Origin of the sequence: Deinococcus aquatilis DSM 23025, assembly GCF_000378445.1 — a bacterium.
Classification (GTDB): domain Bacteria; phylum Deinococcota; class Deinococci; order Deinococcales; family Deinococcaceae; genus Deinococcus; species Deinococcus aquatilis.
Genome location: NZ_KB899727.1, coordinates 1 through 20,262, shown reverse-complemented (window position 1 = coordinate 20,262; position 20,262 = coordinate 1). Strand labels below are relative to the sequence as shown.

The 20,262-nt window shown below is 60.9% G+C and carries 22 protein-coding genes; 5 read left to right on the top strand and 17 right to left on the bottom strand.

The window, feature by feature from the left end; genetic code table 11:
* Positions 1-74: 74 nt before the first annotated feature.
* From F561_RS0116455 to F561_RS0116385, 14 genes are all read right to left on the bottom strand, one after another.
* Entirely contained in the window at positions 75-782 is a 708-nt protein-coding gene (locus F561_RS0116455) for a DNA alkylation repair protein (protein ID WP_169389530.1), read from the bottom strand.
* Positions 730-1,266 carry an N-acetyltransferase gene (locus tag F561_RS0116450; RefSeq protein WP_019011063.1) on the bottom strand — a complete coding sequence of 179 codons (537 nt, stop codon included), beginning with the start codon at positions 1,264-1,266 and terminating at the stop codon, positions 730-732. Before F561_RS0116450 ends, F561_RS0116455 begins: the two co-directional genes overlap by 53 nt.
* Before the next feature lie 97 nt (positions 1,267-1,363).
* Positions 1,364-1,834, bottom strand: coding sequence for a GNAT family N-acetyltransferase (locus F561_RS0116445; protein ID WP_019011062.1), 471 nt, complete (start codon positions 1,832-1,834; stop codon positions 1,364-1,366).
* A gap of 153 nt (positions 1,835-1,987) precedes the next feature.
* Positions 1,988-3,079, bottom strand: coding sequence for a GNAT family N-acetyltransferase (locus F561_RS30055; protein WP_245556555.1), 1,092 nt, complete (start codon positions 3,077-3,079; stop codon positions 1,988-1,990).
* Positions 3,076-3,603, bottom strand: coding sequence for a hypothetical protein (locus tag F561_RS0116430; protein WP_019011060.1), 528 nt, complete (start codon positions 3,601-3,603; stop codon positions 3,076-3,078). Before F561_RS0116430 ends, F561_RS30055 begins: the two co-directional genes overlap by 4 nt.
* A complete protein-coding gene (gene argH, locus F561_RS0116425; RefSeq protein ID WP_019011059.1) occupies positions 3,600-4,997 on the bottom strand; it encodes an argininosuccinate lyase in 1,398 nt (465 codons plus the stop codon). The genes F561_RS0116430 and argH overlap by 4 nt, the downstream gene beginning before the upstream one ends.
* 125 nt (positions 4,998-5,122) lie before the next feature.
* Positions 5,123-5,827 (bottom strand): GNAT family N-acetyltransferase, encoded by a 705-nt coding sequence (locus F561_RS27295; protein ID WP_019011058.1) that lies wholly within the window; start codon positions 5,825-5,827, stop codon positions 5,123-5,125.
* The gene (locus F561_RS0116415) at positions 5,824-6,294 is read right to left on the bottom strand and encodes a GNAT family N-acetyltransferase (protein ID WP_019011057.1); all 471 of its coding nucleotides are present in this window, start codon (positions 6,292-6,294) and stop codon (positions 5,824-5,826) included. Before F561_RS0116415 ends, F561_RS27295 begins: the two co-directional genes overlap by 4 nt.
* On the bottom strand, positions 6,291-6,728 hold the full coding sequence (locus F561_RS0116410) for a DinB family protein (RefSeq protein WP_019011056.1): 438 nt from the start codon (positions 6,726-6,728) through the stop codon (positions 6,291-6,293). The genes F561_RS0116415 and F561_RS0116410 overlap by 4 nt, the downstream gene beginning before the upstream one ends.
* A 3-nt stretch (positions 6,729-6,731) precedes the next feature.
* Positions 6,732-7,961: an argininosuccinate synthase gene (locus F561_RS0116405; protein WP_019011055.1), complete on the bottom strand. Its 1,230-nt coding sequence runs from the start codon at positions 7,959-7,961 to the stop codon at positions 6,732-6,734.
* Between the two features lie 284 nt (positions 7,962-8,245).
* A complete protein-coding gene (locus tag F561_RS0116400) occupies positions 8,246-8,731 on the bottom strand; it encodes a hypothetical protein (RefSeq protein WP_026298994.1) in 486 nt (161 codons plus the stop codon).
* A 128-nt stretch (positions 8,732-8,859) separates the two neighbouring features.
* Entirely contained in the window at positions 8,860-9,396 is a 537-nt protein-coding gene (locus tag F561_RS0116395; protein WP_019011053.1) for a hypothetical protein, read from the bottom strand.
* A gap of 144 nt (positions 9,397-9,540) precedes the next feature.
* The gene (locus F561_RS0116390) at positions 9,541-10,011 is read right to left on the bottom strand and encodes a hypothetical protein (protein ID WP_026298993.1); all 471 of its coding nucleotides are present in this window, start codon (positions 10,009-10,011) and stop codon (positions 9,541-9,543) included.
* A 47-nt stretch (positions 10,012-10,058) separates the two neighbouring features.
* Positions 10,059-11,219, bottom strand: coding sequence for a pyridoxal phosphate-dependent aminotransferase (locus F561_RS0116385; protein WP_019011051.1), 1,161 nt, complete (start codon positions 11,217-11,219; stop codon positions 10,059-10,061).
* A 94-nt stretch (positions 11,220-11,313) separates the two neighbouring features.
* Here F561_RS0116385 and F561_RS0116380 point away from each other — a divergent pair, with 94 nt between their 5' ends.
* A complete protein-coding gene (locus tag F561_RS0116380) occupies positions 11,314-11,928 on the top strand; it encodes a LysE/ArgO family amino acid transporter (RefSeq protein ID WP_051096967.1) in 615 nt (204 codons plus the stop codon).
* A gap of 140 nt (positions 11,929-12,068) precedes the next feature.
* On the opposite strand, the gene F561_RS25715 is transcribed toward F561_RS0116380, so the two are convergent.
* Positions 12,069-13,208 (bottom strand): GGDEF domain-containing protein, encoded by a 1,140-nt coding sequence (locus F561_RS25715; protein WP_169389529.1) that lies wholly within the window; start codon positions 13,206-13,208, stop codon positions 12,069-12,071.
* Positions 13,209-13,453: 245 nt separating this feature from the next.
* On the opposite strand from F561_RS25715, the gene carB reads away from it, so the two are divergent.
* Both carB and F561_RS0116365 read left to right on the top strand, forming a co-directional pair.
* Positions 13,454-16,540 (top strand): carbamoyl-phosphate synthase large subunit, encoded by a 3,087-nt coding sequence (gene carB, locus F561_RS0116370; protein ID WP_019011048.1) that lies wholly within the window; start codon positions 13,454-13,456, stop codon positions 16,538-16,540.
* Between the two features lie 77 nt (positions 16,541-16,617).
* Positions 16,618-17,013, top strand: a complete 396-nt coding sequence (locus F561_RS0116365) for an excalibur calcium-binding domain-containing protein (protein WP_026298991.1) — start codon at positions 16,618-16,620, stop codon at positions 17,011-17,013.
* Between the two features lie 111 nt (positions 17,014-17,124).
* Here F561_RS0116365 and msrB read toward each other — a convergent pair whose 3' ends face one another.
* A complete protein-coding gene (gene msrB / locus F561_RS0116360; RefSeq protein ID WP_019011046.1) occupies positions 17,125-17,607 on the bottom strand; it encodes a peptide-methionine (R)-S-oxide reductase MsrB in 483 nt (160 codons plus the stop codon).
* An 81-nt stretch (positions 17,608-17,688) separates the two neighbouring features.
* Between msrB and F561_RS0116355 the strand changes: the two genes are divergently transcribed.
* Both F561_RS0116355 and F561_RS0116350 read left to right on the top strand, forming a co-directional pair.
* Positions 17,689-18,492 (top strand): DsbA family oxidoreductase, encoded by an 804-nt coding sequence (locus F561_RS0116355; RefSeq protein ID WP_019011045.1) that lies wholly within the window; start codon positions 17,689-17,691, stop codon positions 18,490-18,492.
* Positions 18,493-18,508: 16 nt separating this feature from the next.
* Positions 18,509-18,715 (top strand): hypothetical protein, encoded by a 207-nt coding sequence (locus F561_RS0116350; RefSeq protein WP_245556554.1) that lies wholly within the window; start codon positions 18,509-18,511, stop codon positions 18,713-18,715.
* 80 nt (positions 18,716-18,795) lie between these two features.
* On the opposite strand, the gene ftsH is transcribed toward F561_RS0116350, so the two are convergent.
* The coding region (gene ftsH / locus F561_RS0116345; protein WP_019011043.1) for an ATP-dependent zinc metalloprotease FtsH at positions 18,796-20,262 on the bottom strand (1,467 nt) is incomplete at its 5' end.

Here is a 20,262-nt window from a genome sequence, read left to right as displayed (position 1 = left end):
AGTTCATCTTAAGGGGGCAGCAGGCCGGATGGAGGCGCATATTGGCCTACCGCCCACATCAGATGAGGGCTTGGTTAGGTCAGATGCTTGAGAGCTTCCCGCCGCGCCAGCCCGGTGAGGCCCAGCGTTTCTACAGCTTCTCTCACCCACTGCGGATCGGTTTTGGCGTACTCACGCAAGGCCCAGCCTATCGCCTTCTGAATAAAAAACTCTCGCTCGTGCTGCACGGTGCGGATGGTGCCCAGCAGCAGATCCTGATCGGTGGTGTGTTTGGCCTTCAGTTGGGCCAGGACTGCCGCCCGCCGCGTCCACAGGTGGGGGCTGACCCGCCAGCTTTCTACCCGCTCGCGCCTCTGCTGCCCATCGGCAAAAGCCTGAGCCAGCAGCGGCACCAAAGTGTCGAGAAGATCCCAATGGTCGGCCTCTGGCAACAGACCTTCCAGAAAGGGCAGATCGGCGGGGCCGGGGCGACTGCTTGCCAGAATGTCGAGCGCCGTATACCGCTCTTCCCGGAATTCGCCTGCCCACAGTTCTGAGGCGGCAACCAAGCGAGCCGCCCGGTCAGGCTCAAACTTCAGCGCTGCCCGGACTATTTCGCGCCGTGCTGGAGTCTGCACCCCCAAAAATGGTTGGATGCCTTTCATATAGGCGAACATGACCGGAGCAAGGGCAGGGTTGGCCCGGTCATGCAGGCCCGTGCGAATGTCCTGTGCCAGAGAAGAGGTCAGATCAATTCCCTGAACCCAGCTCTCTGAACATCGCAATTTCGTTGCAATTTTCAAAGAAGGCGCAGCGCTGGCATTCGCTCCAGACTTTGGGATGAAGGTTGGTTTTGTCGATGCGGACAAAGCCGCACTTTTCAAAAAATCCCTGCTGATAGGTCCATGCAAAAAGGGCAGGCAGGGCAATTTCGCGTGCCTCCTGCTCACAGGCTTCCACCAGTTTTTTGCCCAGCCCACGCCCCTGCATGGCCGGATGAATGGCGAGGCCGCGCACCTCGGCCAGATCGGGGGCCAGCATGTGCAGGCCGCACACACCCGCCAGACCGCCGGGGTGGCCCGCGTGGGCTGAAGCCAGATACAGGTGAAAGTCGCGGATGGTTTCGGCCAGCAGTGCCCGCGAACGCACCAGCATCAATCCCCGCGCCGCCCAGTATCCGATCAGCTCATGAATCGCCTCTATATCGCTAAGGCGGGCCTTACGGGTGCTGAGGGGCGCGTCGGGGTGCAGGTCGGGAACGGCGATGGAATCGAGGGAAAGGGTCATGGGTGGCCCCCAAGACTGAAACTGGATTGTGGAACGTGAATCGTGGGAAAAGATTTAGACCAAACGACGATCCACGATCCACCCTCTACAACCCCACTTACGCTTTGCTTGCGCCCGTATCCAGTGCCCGCATCCATGTGGTTCCGCCGGGGCGCTCGCTTTTGGCTTTGTAGGCCTGAATCTGCGGCGCGTTGGGCAGGTCGCCCATGACTACAGCCAGCGGCACCTGCGTAAATCCAAAGGTGCCCCAGTCGCCGCCCTTGCTGAACATGTAGATGGCGCGGTCTCCGCGTCCCTGCGCATATTCCACGGCACTCATGACCAGGCGCCTGCCCAGCCCGCCGCCCCGCGCTGTGGGAATAATGGCCGCTCCACGCAGCAAGGAGGCCGTGTCGCCGTGCTCCAGCCCGATGGCCCCTACCGGTTGCCCGCCGCGCTCTGCAACCCAGTAGGTGGTGCCTTCGGCCAGGGCCGCTTCGGTGCTGAGGCCCGCTTCTTCCATCACGCGAACCACGGTGTCTTTGTCTTGGGCATTGGCGAGACGAATTTGAACAGATGAGTCGGTCATGGTAGATGCCTCCAGCTGTGGGAATGAACGGCGCGGCGGGGAAGCCTGAGGGGGCGTCCGGGTCGCTTGGGTTTTGCGTGGCGACAGCATAGCGCACCGCGCCCATTTGGGAACGCTCCCATGTGCGGACAGCAACCGGATTCACACCCTGTTTCACTGCCCCGCGCTCTCCTGCTGCACGCTCTCCTGATGGATAAGGGTCAGTTTCCACGCCTGTTCCTCGTGAATCCAGCCCCGGCACAGGCCACTTTTGACCTGTGGCGCGTCGTTCAGGGCCGCCGACAACTCGTCGCCGCTGGTGGGCACAAACCCGAACCGCCGCCAGTAGTCGCCCGCCTCCTGACTGAACAGGTACACGGTATGGTCGCCGCGCAAACTGGCCTGCGTGAGTGCGCTGCGCACCAGAGCGCGGCCCAGACCCTGAGAACGTGAGTCGGGCAGCACCGCAGTAGAGCGGATCAGGGACACACCCTGCCCATGCTCCAGGCCGATGCAGCCACCGGGAACGCCGTTCAGGTCGGCAATCCAGTAGGTGCTGCCTTCGGGCGTCACGCTTGATGTGTGCAGGTCACAGCGGGTCAGCAGTTCCAGAATCACGGGGAAGTCGGCGGGCAGGGCTTCGCGCAATTTGACGTGCTGCTGGGCCAGAGGAAGAACAGTGGGAATGGTGCTGAGTTCAGTGGCAGTCATGGGAACTCCTTCAGATTCAGAAACGGGCGGAGGTGCGGCGGGTGCGGAAGCTTCGGCCAGACTTCGTCGTCGTTCCTGTACCGATTTGGCCTGCGCTTCTTGGTCTGCCACCTGCCGGAAAAACCAGCGGAGGCCCACGCCTGCCGCCGCGTCACTGTTCCAGCGGGGAATGACGTGCAGATGCACATGCGGGATGTGCTGCCCGCCCGCCGGGTTCACGTTCCAGCCCACCGTATAGCCGTCGGGTTGCACGGTGGCGTCAAGGTGCGCCTTCACTTCGGCCAAAAGTGCGTGTGTGGCAGCAGCTTCGGCGGGCGTGAGGTCGAATACGGTGGCACACGGGCGCTTGGTCACGATCAGGCCAGAGAATGGCAGGCCATCTGTGTAACGGCTGTCGTAGGTATAGACGCACAGGTCGTTTTCCAGCACGACTTCTCCGCCTGCAAACTCGGCGCGGTTAAGCAGCGGGTTCTGGGCCGGGTTCGCCAGATGCTGCGCCCATTCCTGCTGGCGCTTGCCCAGCAATGTGCCGTCCAGCTCTAGCTCTAGCCTCATAGCAGTCTCGAATGCGACTCGCTCTCAAGAATCAGCATGGAGCCGAAATCCGCCCACATTCCATCGAACACAGCTTGCCCAGCCTTCATTTCAACCGCACAGCCATGTTCAATGTCCATGTGAGTCTCAAGCCCAAGGTAGACCTGCTGAGCATCAACTCTCTGGTCAGGCACACCGATCTGACGCAGCTTGAAATCGTGCAGATACTCGTCCAGACTCGCCCGTAACCAGTCCGGGCCGCCATCTTTGCGGCGTTCGTCTTGGTCTAGACCATAGTGAGCGGGAGTAGCCAAGATACGCTCACGCATATAAACCACTGCTTTACGTTTGAGCGCCTGCCAGTCGGTCACAGCCTCTTGCAGAAGAGCGCGTTGGAAAGGTTGAGGCAGCAGGTCAGGCATTTCTTGAGCCTCAATCCAGAGATACAGATTGCCGTCTTCTGTCTCAAGTTTTCCGCGCCAAATGTCATCGTCAGGGCCACACCAACCCTGTTCCAACGTCCCCCAAACCTCTGAATAGGTCATTCCAGCGCCGCCCTAGCCGCAGCAATCGCTTCCCGCACCCGCAGGGGCGCAGTGCCGCCGTAGCTGGCGCGGTTTTTCACGCTTTCTTCTACGGTCAGGTTCTGGGCTACTTCTGCACTCAGCAGCGGGTGGGCGGCCTTCAGTTCGGCGTCGGTCAGTTCCCAGAGCTGGCGGCCAGAGCGCGAAGCAATGCCCACCAGCCCGCCCACGACTTCATGGGCCTCGCGGAAGGGGACGCCACTCCGGGCCAGATAATCGGCCACATCGGTGGCGGTGCTGTAGCCTCGCGCCGCTGCCGCTTTGGTTTTTTCGGCGTGCCAGACGGTCTTGGGCATCATGTCGGCATACAGGCGCAGCACGATGCTGAGGGTGTCGTAGGAGTCGAACACACCCTCTTTGTCTTCCTGCAAATCCTTGTTGTAGGCCAGCGGCGTGCCCTTGACCACCGTCAGCAGGCCCATCAGGTTGCCGAATACGCGCCCCGCCTTGCCGCGTGCCAGCTCGGACACATCCGGGTTTTTCTTCTGCGGCATGATGCTACTGCCCGTGGTGTGCGAATCGGGCAGCGTGATAAAACCGAATTCAAAGGTGGAATACAGGATCAGTTCTTCGGAGAGGCGCGACAGATGGGCGCTGAGAATGGCGCAGGCGCTCAGGAATTCCAGTGCAAAATCGCGGCTGCCCACGCCGTCCAGAGAATTGGCGGTAGGACGGGCAAACCCGAGGGCGGCGGCAACGCTATGGCGGTCTATGGGCCAGGGCGTGCCCGCCAGCGCACTGCTGCCCAGCGGAGATTCGTCCATGCGCTCGGCAGCGTCGCGGAAGCGGCCTTCATCGCGCTCCAGCATGGCAACGTAGGCCATGAACCAGTGACTGAGCAAGATGGGCTGGGCCACCTGCAAATGCGTGTAGCCCGGCAAAATCACTTCGTCGGCCAGGTGCTTTTCGGCCTCGGCCAGCATGACTGCCCGCAAAGCCCGTGTTTTGTCGGCTAGATCCAGCGCCGCCTCTTTGGTAAACAGCCGGAAATCCACCGCCACCTGATCGTTGCGGCTGCGGGCGGTGTGCAGCTTGCCCGCCACCGGGCCAATTCGGTCACGCAACGCGGCTTCCACGTTCATATGCACGTCTTCGCGGTCCAGTCGCCATTCAAAATTCCCGGCGCGGATATCGGCCAGCACGTTATTCAGGCCATCAGTAATCTGCGCGACTTCCGTATCGTCCAGAATGCCCACGCTGCCCAGCATCGCCACATGCGCGAGGCTGCCGCGAATATCCTGCTCGGCCAAGCGCTGATCGAAGCCCACAGAGGCGTTAAACAGTTCGACAAGTCCGTCCGTGGCTTCGGCAAAGCGGCCACCCCAGAGCTTTTTAGGTTGAGTTGTATTGGTCATTTCGACTCCTCATTCAACTAAAAACACTTTCACTGGAAATTTCTCTCTGGTCTAAAATCATGAATGAATTTATTTATTGCTTTAGAAGAGATAGAAAAACCACAAACACTTACATAACATGCTTTTCAAAGGTTCCTTCCAAAGTATTTATTGATTTGAGGGACTTCCTCTAAATTTTTTAGGAAAGAAGGGTTTTTAGTCTCAGCATAACCACCTATGTCATGTGCATATCGAATTGGGATTTTAAATGCTTTCGCAAATAGAATTGCAATCCCTGCTGGGCCATATCCAACCCCTTTACAGACCTCTATCAATGAGCGTAGAGAGTGCCCCTGCTCCGCAAGGCGTTTAAGGTGCATTTCATTTAGTACGCCCTTCACCAGCACCACTGGCTTCGGACTATTCAGGTTGGCATGGGCATACACCGCCTGCGAATCCTGCCCATATCCCAGCCGTTCGTAAAAAGGGATGACTTCCAGATTGAATTGCGAGACGGCCAAAAGAACACGCCCGTAGTCCCGTTCGGCGGCCAACTCTTCTACAGCCTGCACCAGCGCCGCGCCGATGCCCTGACCGCGTGCGCTGGGCAGGGTTGCCAATTTATTCAGGGTGAGGGTGTCCAAGCCATCAGGGCGAAAGCCGACGCAGCCCACCGCCTCCGCACCTGCCCAGGCCAGAAACCCGCCCGAGCCGACGCCGAACAGGGAACGTTCCAGATCGGTGACGGTGGTACGGTTCCAACTGGAGCGGGAATCCATGCCAGCGGCCATCATGACCGTGTGGAAGGCGGGCAGGTCGGCGCGGGTGACGGGGCGCAGGGAAAAGGTCATTCCCCGCCCTCCAGTACAATTCGCATTTCGTTGGTGGCCGCGAATCCCAGTTTTTCGTAGAGGGGCCGTCCGAATTCGCTGGCGTGCAGACTCATGATGCGGATGCCGCGCCGCTGCGTTTCCTGAAGGGCCGTCTGGGTCAGCACACGCGCCAAGCCCCGGCCCCGGTGCTGAGGGTGCGTATACACATTCAGCAAATAGCTGCGAAGCGGCTGTGGATCAATAAAGTGGGGCGGCCAATCCAGAATCATCAGGCCCGCACCGGCCACCGCCACCTCACCGTGTTCTACGATCCAGCCCAGATAGGTGCCCGCCGAGAGCCGCGCCTCTACCCACGGCGCAAACTGGGCGGTGTCTTCGCTGTATTCCACGCCCATATCGGCAAACATGGCCTCCCGCTGGGCCGCGATCAGGGCGGCATCGGCAGGAGTGGCGGGGCGCAACACGTACCCGTCAGGCCAACTCATGCGCCTGTGCGCTCCCAGAGTTGGTTCAGATGGTGCTGCTGGTGGGCCACATAATCTGTCGTCAGAAATTCCAGCGTCACGGCCTCTCCCCCACCCACGCGCACCGTATGGGCCAGCGAAGGCGGGGGCAACAGAGTAATAACGTGCGCCAACTGCAACTGATAGGCCGCCCAGAGGGAAACCAGATCGGCCCAGGCCCGCGCCCCGTAGCCGCCCGCCGCTACCCACTCGTTCTGGGCATAACCGGGCAATTCCAGCCCACTCTGTCTGCTGACCCGCACAAAGCGGGCATGGTTGTTCACGCCGCTGTCGATCAGGTGGCCCAGGATTTCTTTGGCGCTCCACACGTCCGGCGAGGCTTTCGCGCTGGCCTGCGCATCGGTCAGGGCTTGCAGGCGGGGCAGGGTGTGGGCCACCAGATCAGTCAGGGTCATGGGTCAGTCCTTCTTGGCGGCCTTGGCTTCTACCCGCGCCTGCACGCGCATTCTCAGGGCATTCAGCTTGATGAAGGCTCCGGCGTCGTGCTGGTTGTAGTCGCCGCCCGCCTCAAAGCTGACCAAGTCCTTGTCATAGAGGCTCTTGGGAGCTTTGCGGCCCACCACGATGCAGTTGCCCTTGTACAGCTTCAGGCGGGCGGTGCCGGTCACGCTCTGGGCAACGTGATCCATGTAAACCTGCAATGCCTCGCGCTCGGGCGCAAACCAGAAGCCGTTGTAGACCAGTTCGGCGTATTTGGGGGCCAGGGCGTCGCGCTGGTGCAGCACTTCGCGGTCAAGGGTCAGGCTTTCCACGGCGCGGCGGGCGTGATACAGCAGCGTGCCGCCGGGTGTTTCGTACACGCCGCGAGACTTCATGCCCACAAAGCGGTTCTCCACGAGGTCAAGGCGGCCTACGCCGTGCCGACCACCGATTTCGTTGGCTTTGGTCAGCAGGGCGGCGGGGCTGAGGGCTTCGCCGTTGATCGCCACCGGGTCGCCGTTCAGGAATTCCACCTCCACATATTCGGCCTCGTCGGGCGCGGCTTCGGGGGCCACCGTCAGCTTGAACATATGGGCGGGCGGCTCGGCCCATGGATCTTCCAGAATGCCGCCTTCATAGGAGATGTGCAGCATGTTGGCGTCGGTGCTCCACGGGTCTTTTTTGGTGGTGGGCACGGGAATGCCGTGTTCGTGGGCAAAAGCTTCGAGGTCGGCGCGGCCCTGAAACTCCCAGTCTCGCCAGGGGGCCACCGTCACGATGTCGGGCTGGAGGGCGTAGGCCGTCATTTCAAAGCGCACCTGATCGTTGCCCTTACCCGTCGCGCCGTGAGACACCGCTACCGCGCCTTCCTTCTGGGCAATTTCCACCATTTTCTTGGCGATCAGTGGGCGGGCAATAGAGGTGCCCAGCAGGTAATAGCCTTCATACAGAGCGCTGCTGCGGAACATGGCAAACACGTAGTCGCGCACAAATTCTTCACGCAGGTCCAGTGCGTAGGCGGCCACTGCGCCCGTATTCAGCGCCTTCACGCGGGCTTCTTCCACCTCGTCGCCCTGCCCCAGATCGGCGGTAAAGCACACCACATCGTAATTGCGCTCGGTTTGCAGCCACTTCAGGATGATGGAGGTATCGAGGCCGCCCGAATAGGCGAGAACGATTTTTTGCTTGGGTGCTGTATCGGTGGTCATGGCTTATTGTCTCCGGTTTGGGTGAGGAAGGAAGAGGGGTTGCTTGAATACGTTGGCGGGCAGCGCAAAAATCCCCCGGCGCAGCGCGTCCAGCCAATCCTAGATTCAGGAAGGCTGGAGCTTTAGCGTCGGAGGGAAAGAGAGGTCATAGCGTATGGTTATGCGCGTTTAACGCATAGGTATGCAGAGGGTAGCAGGCATGGGGGGAGGGGTCAAGCCGCTGGGCAGGCCAGAACCCAAAAAGACCGCACGGGGCGGCCTCTTTTTTGGAATGAAGTACTTCTTTAGCGGAACTTGTAGTTGGCTCCCAAGCGGATGCCCAAGCCGAAGACGATACCAGAACCATATCTATTGCCGATTGAGATGTTGGGGCCAGCCGAAGCTTCTGCAAAAGCACTCCACTGATCGGTAAAAGCGTAATTTGCGCCGCCCAAGACATTGGGATACAACGTTAGGCCGACATAGGGTGAAATATCAGCACCTGTGAAAACAGTTCCAGACAACCCTAAGCCACCGCCGTAGTAAGGCTGGAACCCACCTGTTGTCAGCGGGGTGGTATGGCGGAGGTAAGACACGTCACCGGATACGCTAAAAACTCCAAACAGGCCCACCAGCGGCAAGCCCACGCCCACGCGGTAAGAATCGGTAGTGTTAATGTCGCGCTCATATTGGCCGCCCACGAGGAAAAAGCCAACTTTTTCTGCGGCACTCGCAGTAGAAACGGTGGACAGGGCAGCCAGAACAGACAAACTCAGAAGTGTTTTATTCACTCGGTCACTGTAATGGGCTTCATGAAGAAGGTCGGGAAAACCTGACCACGTGACTAGACAGATATGGCTGACCAAAGATCGTAAAAACCGCCCCGCACAAGGCAGGGCGGCTGGGTCAGAGTGAGGGCTTAGAAGCGGTAGTTGACGCCGAAGCGCACGCCTGCGCCGAAGGCAGTTTCCCTTGCGGAAGCGCTCTGAGAACCACCGCTGGCAAATCCAAACGCAAACGTGGGGCCAACGTTGGCTTCAGCGCTGAGGCCAAACTCGGGAGTCAGGAAGTAACGCGTGCCCACAACGGCAGTGGGCGAAACTTCCAGAACAGTAAGGCGGGCGCTTCCAGAAGCTGCGGTAGCCACTCCCAGGCCAAGGCTGCCGCCGTAGTAGACGTTGTAGCTGGCGTTGCCTACTCCGTCGAAGTTGCGGAGGTAGGCCACGTCGCCCTCCAAAGCAAAGACGCCGCTGCCGATCACGTCGGGGTCGAGGTCAACACCCACGCGCACGGCAGACTTGCTGTCGAGGTCGTAGGCGTATTCCACACCGAAGGTAAAGTTGCCCGTGGAATTGGCAACAAAGAAGTGGCTGTAGTTGGCACGGAGGCCAAGGCTGTCGGCCCCCGCAGTCGAAACAGCGGTCAGAGCGGTCAGGGCAAGAATGATCTTTTTCACACTTGAACCTTAACAAAATTCACAAATCTCTTAGGCGCAAGTGATGAATCTGGCTAGACAACCGTGGAGAATTTATCTCAATTGCCTGCTAGACGCGAAAAACCGCCCCACACAAGGCAGGGCGGCCGGATCAGGATTCGGGGTTCAGGGCAACTGGTAGTTGACGCCGAGACGTGCGCCGAAGCCGAAGCCGATGCCCGTGCCACCGCTGGAGATGCTGACGCTGGGGCCAGCCGAGCCTTCCACAAAGATGGAGAGGGGATCGGAAACCTGGAACTTGAGGCCCAGGATGCCGTTGGGGTAAACCGACACACCGGTGGGGCTACCCAAAGACACGTAAGCGCCGAGGCCGAGGCCGTAGTAAGGGCTGAGGCCGCCCAGGTCCTGACCGGTGATGTCGTTCAGGTAGGCCACGTCGCCGCCAACGGCTAGGGAGCCGCCGCGAAACAGGTTGATGGCGTCGAGGTTCAGGCCGTACCGGACAGCCGAGGTGGCGTCAAGGTCGTTCTGAAGGTGAACCGTCAGACCCGTGCCGATAGAGCCGCCAACGTAGCTGGCTGCCGAGGCAGAGGAGGCGGCAGCGAGGAGCGCAATTCCGATCAGAGCCTTCTTCATAGGCGCAAGTGTAACGTCGCTTTCCATGCTATGGAAGTTGACGACCTTTACAAAGTCTGTACATTTTGATGAGCAGTGGAGGCTGCAGCAGGAGCGTTATTGCGCGACAGCGATTCCAGCGCCCGCTCTATCTCGGAGCGCGATTTACAGAAGGCAAACCGTAATAAACCTTCTGGGGCGGCGTGTTGTGCATAGAAGGCCGCGCCCGGAATGACCGCGACTCCCGCTTCTTTGACCAATGATTCGGCGGTCCAGTGGGGGTGCCGGGCGGTGAGAAAATACGTGCCGCTGGGCAAAAAGACGGTGGCTCCCAATTCCCGCAGCCCCGAGGCCAATAGCTCCATCCGCTGGCCGTAACCTGCCCGCAAACCGGCATAAAACCCCGATTCGCGGGCCACCGGAAGCGCCGCCGCCACCGCCACCTGAAACGGCGTGGGCGCACAAAAAGACCCGTTCTGGCGAATGGCCGCCAGCAGCGGCGCAAGCCCCGGCGGGCAGGCGATCCAGCCCACGCGCCAGCCGGTAGCCTCCAGCCGTTTGCCCGCGCTGCCTACTGTAAAAGTACGTTCAGGGGCCAGCGTGCGGAACGATACAGGCTTTTCCCCGAAATAAAGCTCGTCGTAGACCTCATCGCTGATGATCCAGAGGTCGTGGGCGCGGGCGAGGGCCACCAGTTCGGCACATTCGGCAGGGCTGAAGACCGTCCCAGTAGGATTGAAGGGGCTATTGAGCAGCAGTGCACGCGTCTGGGGAGTGACAGCGGCTTTGAGGGCGTCCATATCCAGTATCCAGCCCGAAACATCGTCCAGGCGCATGGGCACAGTGACAGGTGTGGCCCCCGACAGACGGGCCTGAGGCAGATACACGTCGAACACAGGCTCCAGCATCAGCACCTCGTCGCCAGGGCCGTAGAGCGACAGGGCCAGCACATTCAGCGCCTCTGTTGCGCCGGACGTGACCACCACATCTGCACCGTCCACACCCAGATCTGCACCGATGGCGTCGCGCAGGATGGGCAAACCTGCCGGGGGTGCGTACTGATCCCAGCGGCCCAGCGCACTCCGCGCCGCATCCAGCAAAAAGGTCGGGGGCGGGTCGGAGGGAAAGCCCTGCCCCAAGTTCACCGCGCCGTAGTGCAGGGCGAGGCGGCTCATCTGGGAAAAAATGCTTTCCGAAGAAGTGCGGGCGCGGGGCAGGAGGTCGGGCATAGGTGCAGTCTGGGTGCAAGCGGAGAAGCGGGCGCGGGGCAGTTCAGACAAGGCAGCCAGAAGGCAGGATCGGGCGGTCAGTTATCTTGAACTTGTGCCTCCCTTTCTGCGTGGTTTGACCCTCAGTTTGTCTCTGATCGTGGCGATTGGGCCGCAAAACGCCTTTGTGCTGCGGCAAGGGCTGACGCGGCAATATGCGCTGCTGGCCGCCCTCGTATGTGCGCTGACCGATTCGCTGATGATCAGTGTGGGCGTGCTGGGCGTGGGTGCCTGGCTGGCCCGCAGTCCGGCCCTCACGTTGGCCGGAACGCTGGCAGGCGCGGCGTTTTTGCTGTGGTACGGCTGGAAATCCTTTAGGTCGGCGCAGCATCCGGGGACGCTGGAAACGGCAGGTCAGGCGCAGCAGTCGCCCCGCACGGTGGTTGCCACGGCTCTGGCCTTCAGCTTCCTCAATCCCCACGTCTTTCTGGATACCATCGTGCTGATCGGCGGGGCCAGCGCGGGCCTCGGCAGCAGCGGACGCATGGGCTTTCTGGGCGGCACGATTCTGGCGTCGTGGATCTGGTTTTTTGGGCTGGCCCTGGCGGGCCGCCAACTGGCCCCCATCATGAAAAACCCGCGTGCGTGGCAGGTTCTTGATCTGATCATCGGCGTGATAATGTGGGTCATCGCGGCGGGGCTGGTGTGGGGCGCAGTGCAGGGGAAATGATACGGACGCCGCTTCATCCCACCACAACCCTGAAGCACCGCTTGCAGCTCCGTAACACGTAGCCCGTACTCTTCCCTGCTCGCTTCGCTTTGCAAGCCGGATGAAACACCAAAAAGCCCGGTCTTTCATCGGAATCCGTATTATTGGGTCACTTCCAGGGCACTTTGTTGGGACACTCCACCTGCGACAGCAACCCGGTTGCGGCCACCAAATTTGGCCTGATACATCAACTTATCCACTCTTCTTAAGGTCTGCGTGACAGATTCTTCGGATAACTTCACAGCCACCCCAATACTGACCGTAATGGCGAGGCCGCTGGGACAGAGCCGCTCAAGGCCCGCTCGCAATCGCTCGGCCCACACCGCGATGCCCTCGGCGGGGCACTGGCGCAGCAGCACCAGAAATTCTTCTCCTCCCCAGCGCCCGACCTGCACACTCTGATGGCTTGACAGGTCGGCGCTGGCCCAGCCATGCAGATACTCTCCCACTCCCTGCAACACGGCGTCGCCCTGTTCATGTCCGTAGGTATCGTTGATGGATTTGAAGTGGTCGATGTCCAGCAGGGCCACCACCGCGAACTCTTGACCAAACTGTGACATCAGACCCCGGCGGTTCAAAATGCCGGTGAGTGAATCGGTTTCGGCCAATTTGTGGATCGACTGCGCGGCCTGTTCGGCCAAAATCACTGCCCGCTGGTACTCGCCTATCAACGTCAGGGGAATCAGCGTGATCAAGGTAGACAATTCGGTGATCAGCCGAGCAGAATGAACCTCACCCCAAATAAAGTGCGAGAGCAGCAGCCGAGACAGCACCACATGAGTAAAAAAAGGAACGGACAGCAAAGGCAGCAGCGCCCGCTGAGGAACCATCAGGCTGAGGATCACGGCCCCCAGCAAAAACACAGGTTGATACGTGATCACAAACTCACGGTTGGGCAACAGGTTAAATCTCAGATACATCGCGTCCCACAAGATCGTGTAACTGAAAATCCCTGTCACTATCAATACTTCGATAATTCTCATCCACAGATGCCAACGCCATAATAATAATAAAGCGATCAGCGACAAGATCACTCCAAAGCTATTAACGATCAAATTCAGTTGGAAGATACGTACATCTGTTTGTGACAGAAAAGTGGTGACGACCAGCGCCATCGAAGCCATGATGAGGCAAATGGCATAGATGCGCCGCTTGGCACTATGAATTTTCGGGGGATCTTTCCATTGCCGCTGAAGTGACGACCATGCTCTCAACCGAACGGGTAAGCTTTGGAACACCATCTCACCTACTCTTAGTAGTGGCATTCTCTAGCATTGGCATACAGACATGTTGGCCTCTGGCTGTCTCGACGCTGGCGTTGAATTTCTGATTTCAGCATATCTCGTCTGATCCGTTCACTCTATATTATCTGACCAGGTTATCTGTCAATATCAATGCAAAGAGAAGCTCACCCACCCGGCCTGCATAACCTTGCACGCCGCTCCCATCCGCCGTGGCCTCAGGCGTGCCATACTCTTTCTCTGGAATGCCCAAGCGAACTGACATCCAGACGATTCTTATTCTCGGTAGCGGCCCTATTCAGATCGGGCAGGCCGCCGAGTTCGACTATTCGGGAACGCAGGCGCTGAAGGCCCTGAAAAAAGAGGGCTACCGAGTCGTTCTGGTGAACTCTAACCCGGCCACCATCATGACCGACCCCGATCTGGCCGACGCGACCTATCTGGAACCGCTGACGCCCGAATTCGTGGAGCGCGTGATTGCCAAAGAAAAACCCGACGCTCTGTTGCCCACGCTGGGCGGTCAGACGGCCCTGAACCTCGCGATGGAGTTGCACGAGCGCGGCACGCTGGATAAATACGGTGTGGAGCTGATCGGCGCGGGCGTAGAAGCCATCAAGAAAGGCGAAGACCGCGAACTGTTTCAGGCCGCCATGAAAAAAATCGGCGTGGAAACTGCACGCGGCCAGATGGTTCACAGCATGGAAGAGGCCGTGGAATACCAGAAGGAAATCGGCCTGCCCATCGTGATTCGGCCCAGTTTTACGCTGGGGGGCACGGGCGGCGGCATTGCCCACACCTACGAAGAATTTCTGGCAATCACCGAGGGCGGCCTGCGCGACAGCCCAGTCACCTCGGTGCTGCTGGAGGAAAGCATCTTGGGCTGGAAGGAATACGAACTGGAAGTGATGCGCGACACCGCCGACACGGTGATCATCATTACCAGCATCGAAAACTTTGACCCGATGGGCGTGCATACCGGGGATTCCATCACGGTGGCCCCGGCCCAGACCCTCAGCGACGTGGAATACCAGCGCCTGCGCGACCAGAGCCTTGCCATCATCCGGGAAATCGGCGTGGCGACGGGCGGCAGCAACATTCAGTTTGCCGTGGACCCCACCAATGGCCGCGTCATCGTGATCGAGATGAATCCCCGTGTGAGCCGCTCGTCAGCCCTTGCCAGCAAAGCCACCGGATTCCCGATTGCCAAAATCGCCGCGCTGCTGGCGGTGGGCTATCACCTCGACGAGCTGACCAACGACATCACCCGCGTCACGCCCGCGTCGTTTGAACCCAGCATCGATTACGTCGTCACCAAGATTCCGCGCTTTGCCTTCGAGAAATTCCCCGGCACCTCGGACGCGCTGGGCACGCAGATGCGCAGCGTGGGCGAGGTGATGGCGATTGGGCGCACCTTCAAAGAAAGCCTGCAAAAAGCCATGCGTTCGGTGGAATCCGACGTGCGCGGCGCGTTCGCGGCCATGACCGATGAAGAGTTGCGCGGCCTGCTGTACGGCAATCCCCGCCGACTGGAAGCGGTAATCGAACTGCTCAGGCGCGGCGAAACCACCGGGCAACTGTTCGATGCCACCAAAATAGACCCGTGGTTCCTGTCTCAGTTGGCCGAAATTGTGGCCGCAGAGCGCGAAATCACAGAACTGGGTCAGATGGGCGAGTGGAAGTACGAGCTGTGGCGCGAGATCAAACGCCTCGGCTTTTCGGATGCGCGGCTGGGCGAACTGGTGGGCCTGAGTGAGCTGGAGGTGCGCCGCCTCCGCAAAGAGGCCAAAGCCACACCCGTGTACAAGACGGTGGACACCTGCGCCGCCGAATTCGAGGCCCACACGCCGTATCACTACTCTACCTACGAATGGGAAGACGAGGTGACGCACACCGACAAGCCCAAAGTGGTGATTCTGGGCAGCGGGCCGAACCGGATCGGGCAGGGCGTGGAGTTCGATTACGCCACCGTGCACGCGGTCTGGGCCTTGCAGGACGCGGGATACGAAACCATCATGATCAATTCCAACCCGGAAACGGTCAGCACGGACTACGACACCGCAGACCGCCTGTATTTCGAGCCGCTGACCTTTGAAGACGTGATGAACATCGTGGAGCACGAGAAGCCGGTGGGCGTGATCGTGCAGCTGGGCGGGCAGACGCCACTGAAACTGGCCGCACGGTTGGCCGAGGCAGGCGCTCCGATCATCGGCACCTCTCCCGAAACCATCCACGAGGCGGAAGACCGCGCCAGCTTCAATGCCCTGTGCGAGCGTCTGGGCATCCGGCAACCGCTGGGCAAGGTGGCCGCCACCCCCGCCGAGGCCCTTGCTCTGGCCGCCGAACTGGGCTTTCCGCTGATGGCCCGCCCGAGTTATGTGCTGGGGGGCCGCGCCATGCGAACGGTTCGCAGCATGGAAGAACTGAGCACCTATCTGGACGAGGTATACGCGGCGGTAGAAGGCCAGCCCAGCATCCTGCTGGATCAGTTTCTGGAGGGAGCGCTGGAACTGGACGTGGATACGCTGTGTGACGGCCAGATCGCGGTGGTGGCCGGAATCATGGAGCACGTGGAAGCCGCCGGAATTCACAGCGGCGACAGCGCCTGCGTGCTGCCTCCCATCAGCCTCAGCCCCGAACTGCTGGCCGAGGTGAAAGCCACCACCGAGCGGCTGGCCCTCGCCCTGGGTGTGCGCGGCCTGATGAACGTGCAGTACGCCATCAAGGACGGGTTGCCGTACATTCTGGAAGCCAACCCCCGCGCCAGCCGCACCGTGCCTTTCGTGTCTAAGGCCATCAATCACGCGCTTGCCAAGAGTGCCGCCCGGATTGCCGTGGGCCACACGCTGGAGCAGATCGGCTTTACCCAGACTCCCACGCCTGCCATGTACAGCGTCAAGGAAGTGCATCTGCCGTTCCTGAAATTTGCGGGGGTACAGCCGATCCTGGGGCCAGAAATGAAGAGCACGGGCGAGAGCATGGGCATCGACGCCGACCCCTATCTGGCGTTTTACCGGGCGCAGTTGGGAGCCAAGAATTACCTGCCGCTATCGGGCACGGCGCTGCTGCTGGGCAGTGGGCTGGATGAGGTGGCCGCCACGCTGGAAGGCGCGGGCCTGAGCGTGATCCGCGAGCGCGACGGCGAAACGTTGCCCGACCTCTTGATCGACGTGACCGAATCCAAACTCCTGCGCCTTGCTCTGGAACGCGGCGTGCCCATCGTATCTACACGGGAAGGCGCGGAATGGACGGCGAAGGCTATTGCAGCGGCCCGAACAGTGGTGGCACAGGGAGCAGAACTGGAGGTTAAGAGCTTGCAGGAGTGGGTGAGCTGACTGCTTCTCCGTCCCTTCAGATTCCCACAACCCGTTCCATCAGCCCCACTTCATCCCGGCGTGTCATCTTGCGTCTCATGAGAACTTATGTCCGGATGATGGCGCTGGCAGCAGCTTTGATGGGGATGTCGGAGGCGGCGACGGCGCTGACCACCGCCAATGCGAATTTGCGGCGCACGCCCACCACCACGGGCGCAGTGCTGGGAACCGTGCCCACGAATACGCTGGTGCTGGTGGCCTGCTCTGGGCAGTGGTGCCGCACGACCTACAAGGGAACGGCGGGGTATGTGGCCCAGTCCCTCCTGAAACCCGTGACCGGAAGCGCCCGCCTGACCGGAAACGGAACTGTGTATTACCGCACTTGTACCCAAATGCGGGCGGCAGGCGTGGCCCCAGTCAAACTGGGCGAACCTGCCTACCGCACCGCGCTTGACCGCAATCAGAACAGTGTGGCCTGCGAACGCGGGGAATAAAGCGTCAGTAGTGAGTGGTGAGTGGGAAAACCGGAAAAGCACAGGAGCCACAGAAACTTGAATGGAAAGCAGGCCGCCCACATGATCGGGGCGGCCTGCTCCATAGACTCCCTATTGGCTGAACAACCCAGCGAATTCTCCGTACCCCTGAGCTTCCAGTTCCTCCACAGGTACGAAGCGCAGAGCCGCTGAATTGATGCAGTAGCGCAGGCCGCCCGCCTCCTGTGGGCCATCAGGGAAGACGTGCCCGAGGTGGGAATCGGCCCCCGCCGAGCGAACTTCGGTGCGGGCGTAGCCGATCTTGTAATCGGTGTTTTCGGTCAGGGCTTTGCCGGGAATAGGCCGCGTAAACGAAGGCCAGCCGCAGCCCGCGTCGTACTTGTCGAGGCTGCTGAACAGGGCTTCCCCCGACACGACATCCACATAAATGCCCGCGCCCTCGTGATCCCAATATTCACCCGTAAAAGCGCGTTCGGTGCCCTCGTGCTGGGTCACGCGGTACTGCTCGGGCGTGAGGCGCTGGCGCAGTTCGGCGTCGCTGGGCTTCTGGAAAGGTTGTTGGGAAGCAGGGGCCTGTGAGTCTGTTGAGGTCATGAATCAGTGTATGGGCTGCCCCCAATCCGGTTCGTAAGCCTGATCTCTGCCGGGGTTCCGGGGGCGTGGCAGACTGGGCAAATGACTGTCCTCAGTTCCGGCCCCCAACCTCTGCGCGTCGACATCTGGTCGGATATTGCCTGCCCGTGGTGCTACGTGGGCAAACGGCGATTCGAGACGGCGCTGGCCGATTTTACAGGTCGGGACTTCGTAGAGGTGGTGTGGCACGCCTTCGAGCTTGATCCCTCTGCTCCGGTGGAAGAGACCCGCAAGATGCGCGACATTCTGGGCAACAAGTACGGCCAGAGCGCGGCGCAGGCGCAGGGCATGCTGGACAACATGACCCAGACGGCGGCGGCAGAGGGGCTGGAATATCACTTCGAGCGACTCATTCCTACCAATACCTTCGATGCTCACCGGGTGATTCATCTGGCCGCGCACGCAGGCCAACAGGACGCCATGAAAGAGCGCCTGATGGCCGCCTATTTTACCGAGGGGCAGCACGTGGGCCACCGCGACACGCTGGCAAAACTGGCCGCCGAAGTGGGACTGGACGGTGCAGAGGTGCGGGCCGCGCTGGACACCGACGCCGGGGCCGCCGAGGTGCGGCAGGATCAGGCGCAGGCTCGGGCCTACGGCATCAGCGGCGTGCCGTTCTTTGTGCTGGGTGGCAAATACGGCGTCAGTGGCGCACAACCCGCCGAGGTACTGCGCGGTGCACTGGAACAACTGTGGGCCGAACTGAACCCCACGCCGCTGACCATGCTCAGTCCGGTGGCCGGGGCAGAGGCCGCCGAGGGCTGCGAGGACGGGTCCTGTGCAGTGCCAGAAAAAACAGTGCCTGAGCGGGGCGGTTCAGAGCGGCCCATGGCAGAACAGGCCTGAACATCATATGGGCCTCATGGACGATCCTTTTACCTATCAGCTGGTGCAAGGCGGCACGGTGCGGGTTTCCAGGGGTGGACGCGTGGTGGTGATTGTGGGCGGAATCCGTGCAGCACGCCTGCGCACCGATCTACAACAGGCCAGCTCGCCCGAGGATGAGCAACTTTTACTGGCCCGCATCACCGGAAACTACCGCAGGGGCAACGAACGACACTCAAAATAAGACCTGCTCCCCAAATTAAAGGGAGCAGGTCTTATCCTGTGTTGTCAGGCGTTGTAATGTTCAGGACTGAGTTTTTGACCTCACGCTGGGCCGGGGGTCAGTTCCCCGCTGGGCGCTGGGCCGTCGCTGCTGCCTAAGGGGGGAACTTCCAAGTCTGGCAACAATCCTCCCGCCAGCACAGTTCGCACATCGTCTCCGCTGAGGCTTTCGCGGATCATCAGTTCGTCGGTCAGGCGGTGCAGCACATGGGCATGCTCGGTCAGGAGGGCGTGGGCGCGGTCATACTGCGAGTTGAGAATCAGGGCCGTTTCGGTGTCGATGGTCTGGGCCGTGTGATCGCTGTAATTGGTGGGCTGAGGGCCAAAGCCGAGGTAATTGCTGCTGTCCTGCGCCAGGGCCAGTTGCCCCGCGCCGGACATGCCCCATTCCGTGACCATCCGGCGGGCGATGCTGGTGGCTTTCTGGAAATCGTTGGCCGCCCCGGTGGTGATCTGTCCGGTGGCTACGTCCTCGGCGGCGTGTCCGGCCAGCGCCACACAGATCAGGTCGAGCAGGGCGGCGCGGGTGTGGTGCATCCGGTCTTCGGGGGTGTAGAGGGCCGAGCCGAGCGAACGGCCACGCGGCACGATGGTCAGCTTGTGGGCCTTGTCTGCATGTGGGAGCAACTGAGCGGCCAGCGCGTGTCCGACTTCGTGGTAGGCCGTCACCTTGCGGTCGGCTTCCCGGACCACCAGCGAGCGGCGTTCCGGCCCCATCAAGACCCGGTCCCGTGCCTCATCCACATCCCGCCCCGTAATCCGCGTCCGGCCTTCCCGCGCCGCCAACAGCGCCGCTTCGTTCAGCAGGTTCTCCAGATCTGCCCCCACCATCCCCGCCGTTCTGCGGGCCACCAGTGCCAGATCCACACTGGCATCCAGCGGCTTTTTACGGGCATGAATTCGCAGCACCATTTCCCGGCCCCGCACATCCGGCGCGTCCACCACCACCTGACGGTCAAAACGCCCCGGACGCAGCAACGCCGCATCCAACACATCGGGTCTATTGGTGGCCGCCAGAATGATCACTTCCTGTCCACTGCCGAAGCCGTCCATCTCCACCAAGAGTTGATTGAGGGTCTGTTCGCGTTCGTCGTTGCCGCCCTGCAAACTCACGCCGCGTTTGCGGCCCACCGCGTCGATTTCATCGATAAAGACGATGCAGGGCGCACTTTTGCGGGCCTGCTCGAACAGGTCACGGACGCGGGCGGCCCCGACGCCGACGAACATCTCGACGAAATCGGAACCGGAGATGGAGTAATAGGGAACTTTGGCTTCTCCAGCGACAGCTTTGGCGAGCAGGGTTTTGCCGCTGCCGGGAGGGCCGACGAGCAGGACGCCGTGGGGAATGCGGGCGCCGAGTTGGTGGTAACGCTCGGGGTGGCGCAGGAATTCGACGACTTCCTGCAGGTCCTGCTTGGCTTCGTCGCAGCCCGCGACATCGGCGAAGGTCTGCTTGATCTGGCCTTCAGCGATCACCGCCGCCTTCGACTTCCCAAACTGGCTCGCGGC

Bases quoted from the DNA above. Each gene is read 5' to 3' on its own strand.
- F561_RS0116390 (WP_026298993.1), bottom strand. From the start codon at position 10,011: ATGAAGAAGGCTCTGATCGGAATTGCGCTCCTCGCTGCCGCCTCCTCT.
- F561_RS0116365 (WP_026298991.1), top strand. From the start codon at position 16,618: ATGAGAACTTATGTCCGGATGATGGCGCTGGCAGCAGCTTTGATGGGG.
- F561_RS25715 (WP_169389529.1), bottom strand. From the start codon at position 13,208: ATGGTGTTCCAAAGCTTACCCGTTCGGTTGAGAGCATGGTCGTCACTT.
- carB (WP_019011048.1), top strand. From the start codon at position 13,454: ATGCCCAAGCGAACTGACATCCAGACGATTCTTATTCTCGGTAGCGGC.
- F561_RS0116405 (WP_019011055.1), bottom strand. From the start codon at position 7,961: ATGACCACCGATACAGCACCCAAGCAAAAAATCGTTCTCGCCTATTCG.
- F561_RS0116350 (WP_245556554.1), top strand. From the start codon at position 18,509: ATGGACGATCCTTTTACCTATCAGCTGGTGCAAGGCGGCACGGTGCGG.
- F561_RS0116415 (WP_019011057.1), bottom strand. From the start codon at position 6,294: ATGAGTTGGCCTGACGGGTACGTGTTGCGCCCCGCCACTCCTGCCGAT.
- F561_RS0116430 (WP_019011060.1), bottom strand. From the start codon at position 3,603: ATGACCTATTCAGAGGTTTGGGGGACGTTGGAACAGGGTTGGTGTGGC.
- F561_RS0116450 (WP_019011063.1), bottom strand. From the start codon at position 1,266: ATGACCCTTTCCCTCGATTCCATCGCCGTTCCCGACCTGCACCCCGAC.
- F561_RS30055 (WP_245556555.1), bottom strand. From the start codon at position 3,079: ATGAGGCTAGAGCTAGAGCTGGACGGCACATTGCTGGGCAAGCGCCAG.
- argH (WP_019011059.1), bottom strand. From the start codon at position 4,997: ATGACCAATACAACTCAACCTAAAAAGCTCTGGGGTGGCCGCTTTGCC.
- F561_RS0116385 (WP_019011051.1), bottom strand. From the start codon at position 11,219: ATGCCCGACCTCCTGCCCCGCGCCCGCACTTCTTCGGAAAGCATTTTT.
- F561_RS27295 (WP_019011058.1), bottom strand. From the start codon at position 5,827: ATGACCTTTTCCCTGCGCCCCGTCACCCGCGCCGACCTGCCCGCCTTC.
- F561_RS0116445 (WP_019011062.1), bottom strand. From the start codon at position 1,834: ATGACCGACTCATCTGTTCAAATTCGTCTCGCCAATGCCCAAGACAAA.
- F561_RS0116410 (WP_019011056.1), bottom strand. From the start codon at position 6,728: ATGACCCTGACTGATCTGGTGGCCCACACCCTGCCCCGCCTGCAAGCC.
- msrB (WP_019011046.1), bottom strand. From the start codon at position 17,607: ATGACCTCAACAGACTCACAGGCCCCTGCTTCCCAACAACCTTTCCAG.
- F561_RS0116355 (WP_019011045.1), top strand. From the start codon at position 17,689: ATGACTGTCCTCAGTTCCGGCCCCCAACCTCTGCGCGTCGACATCTGG.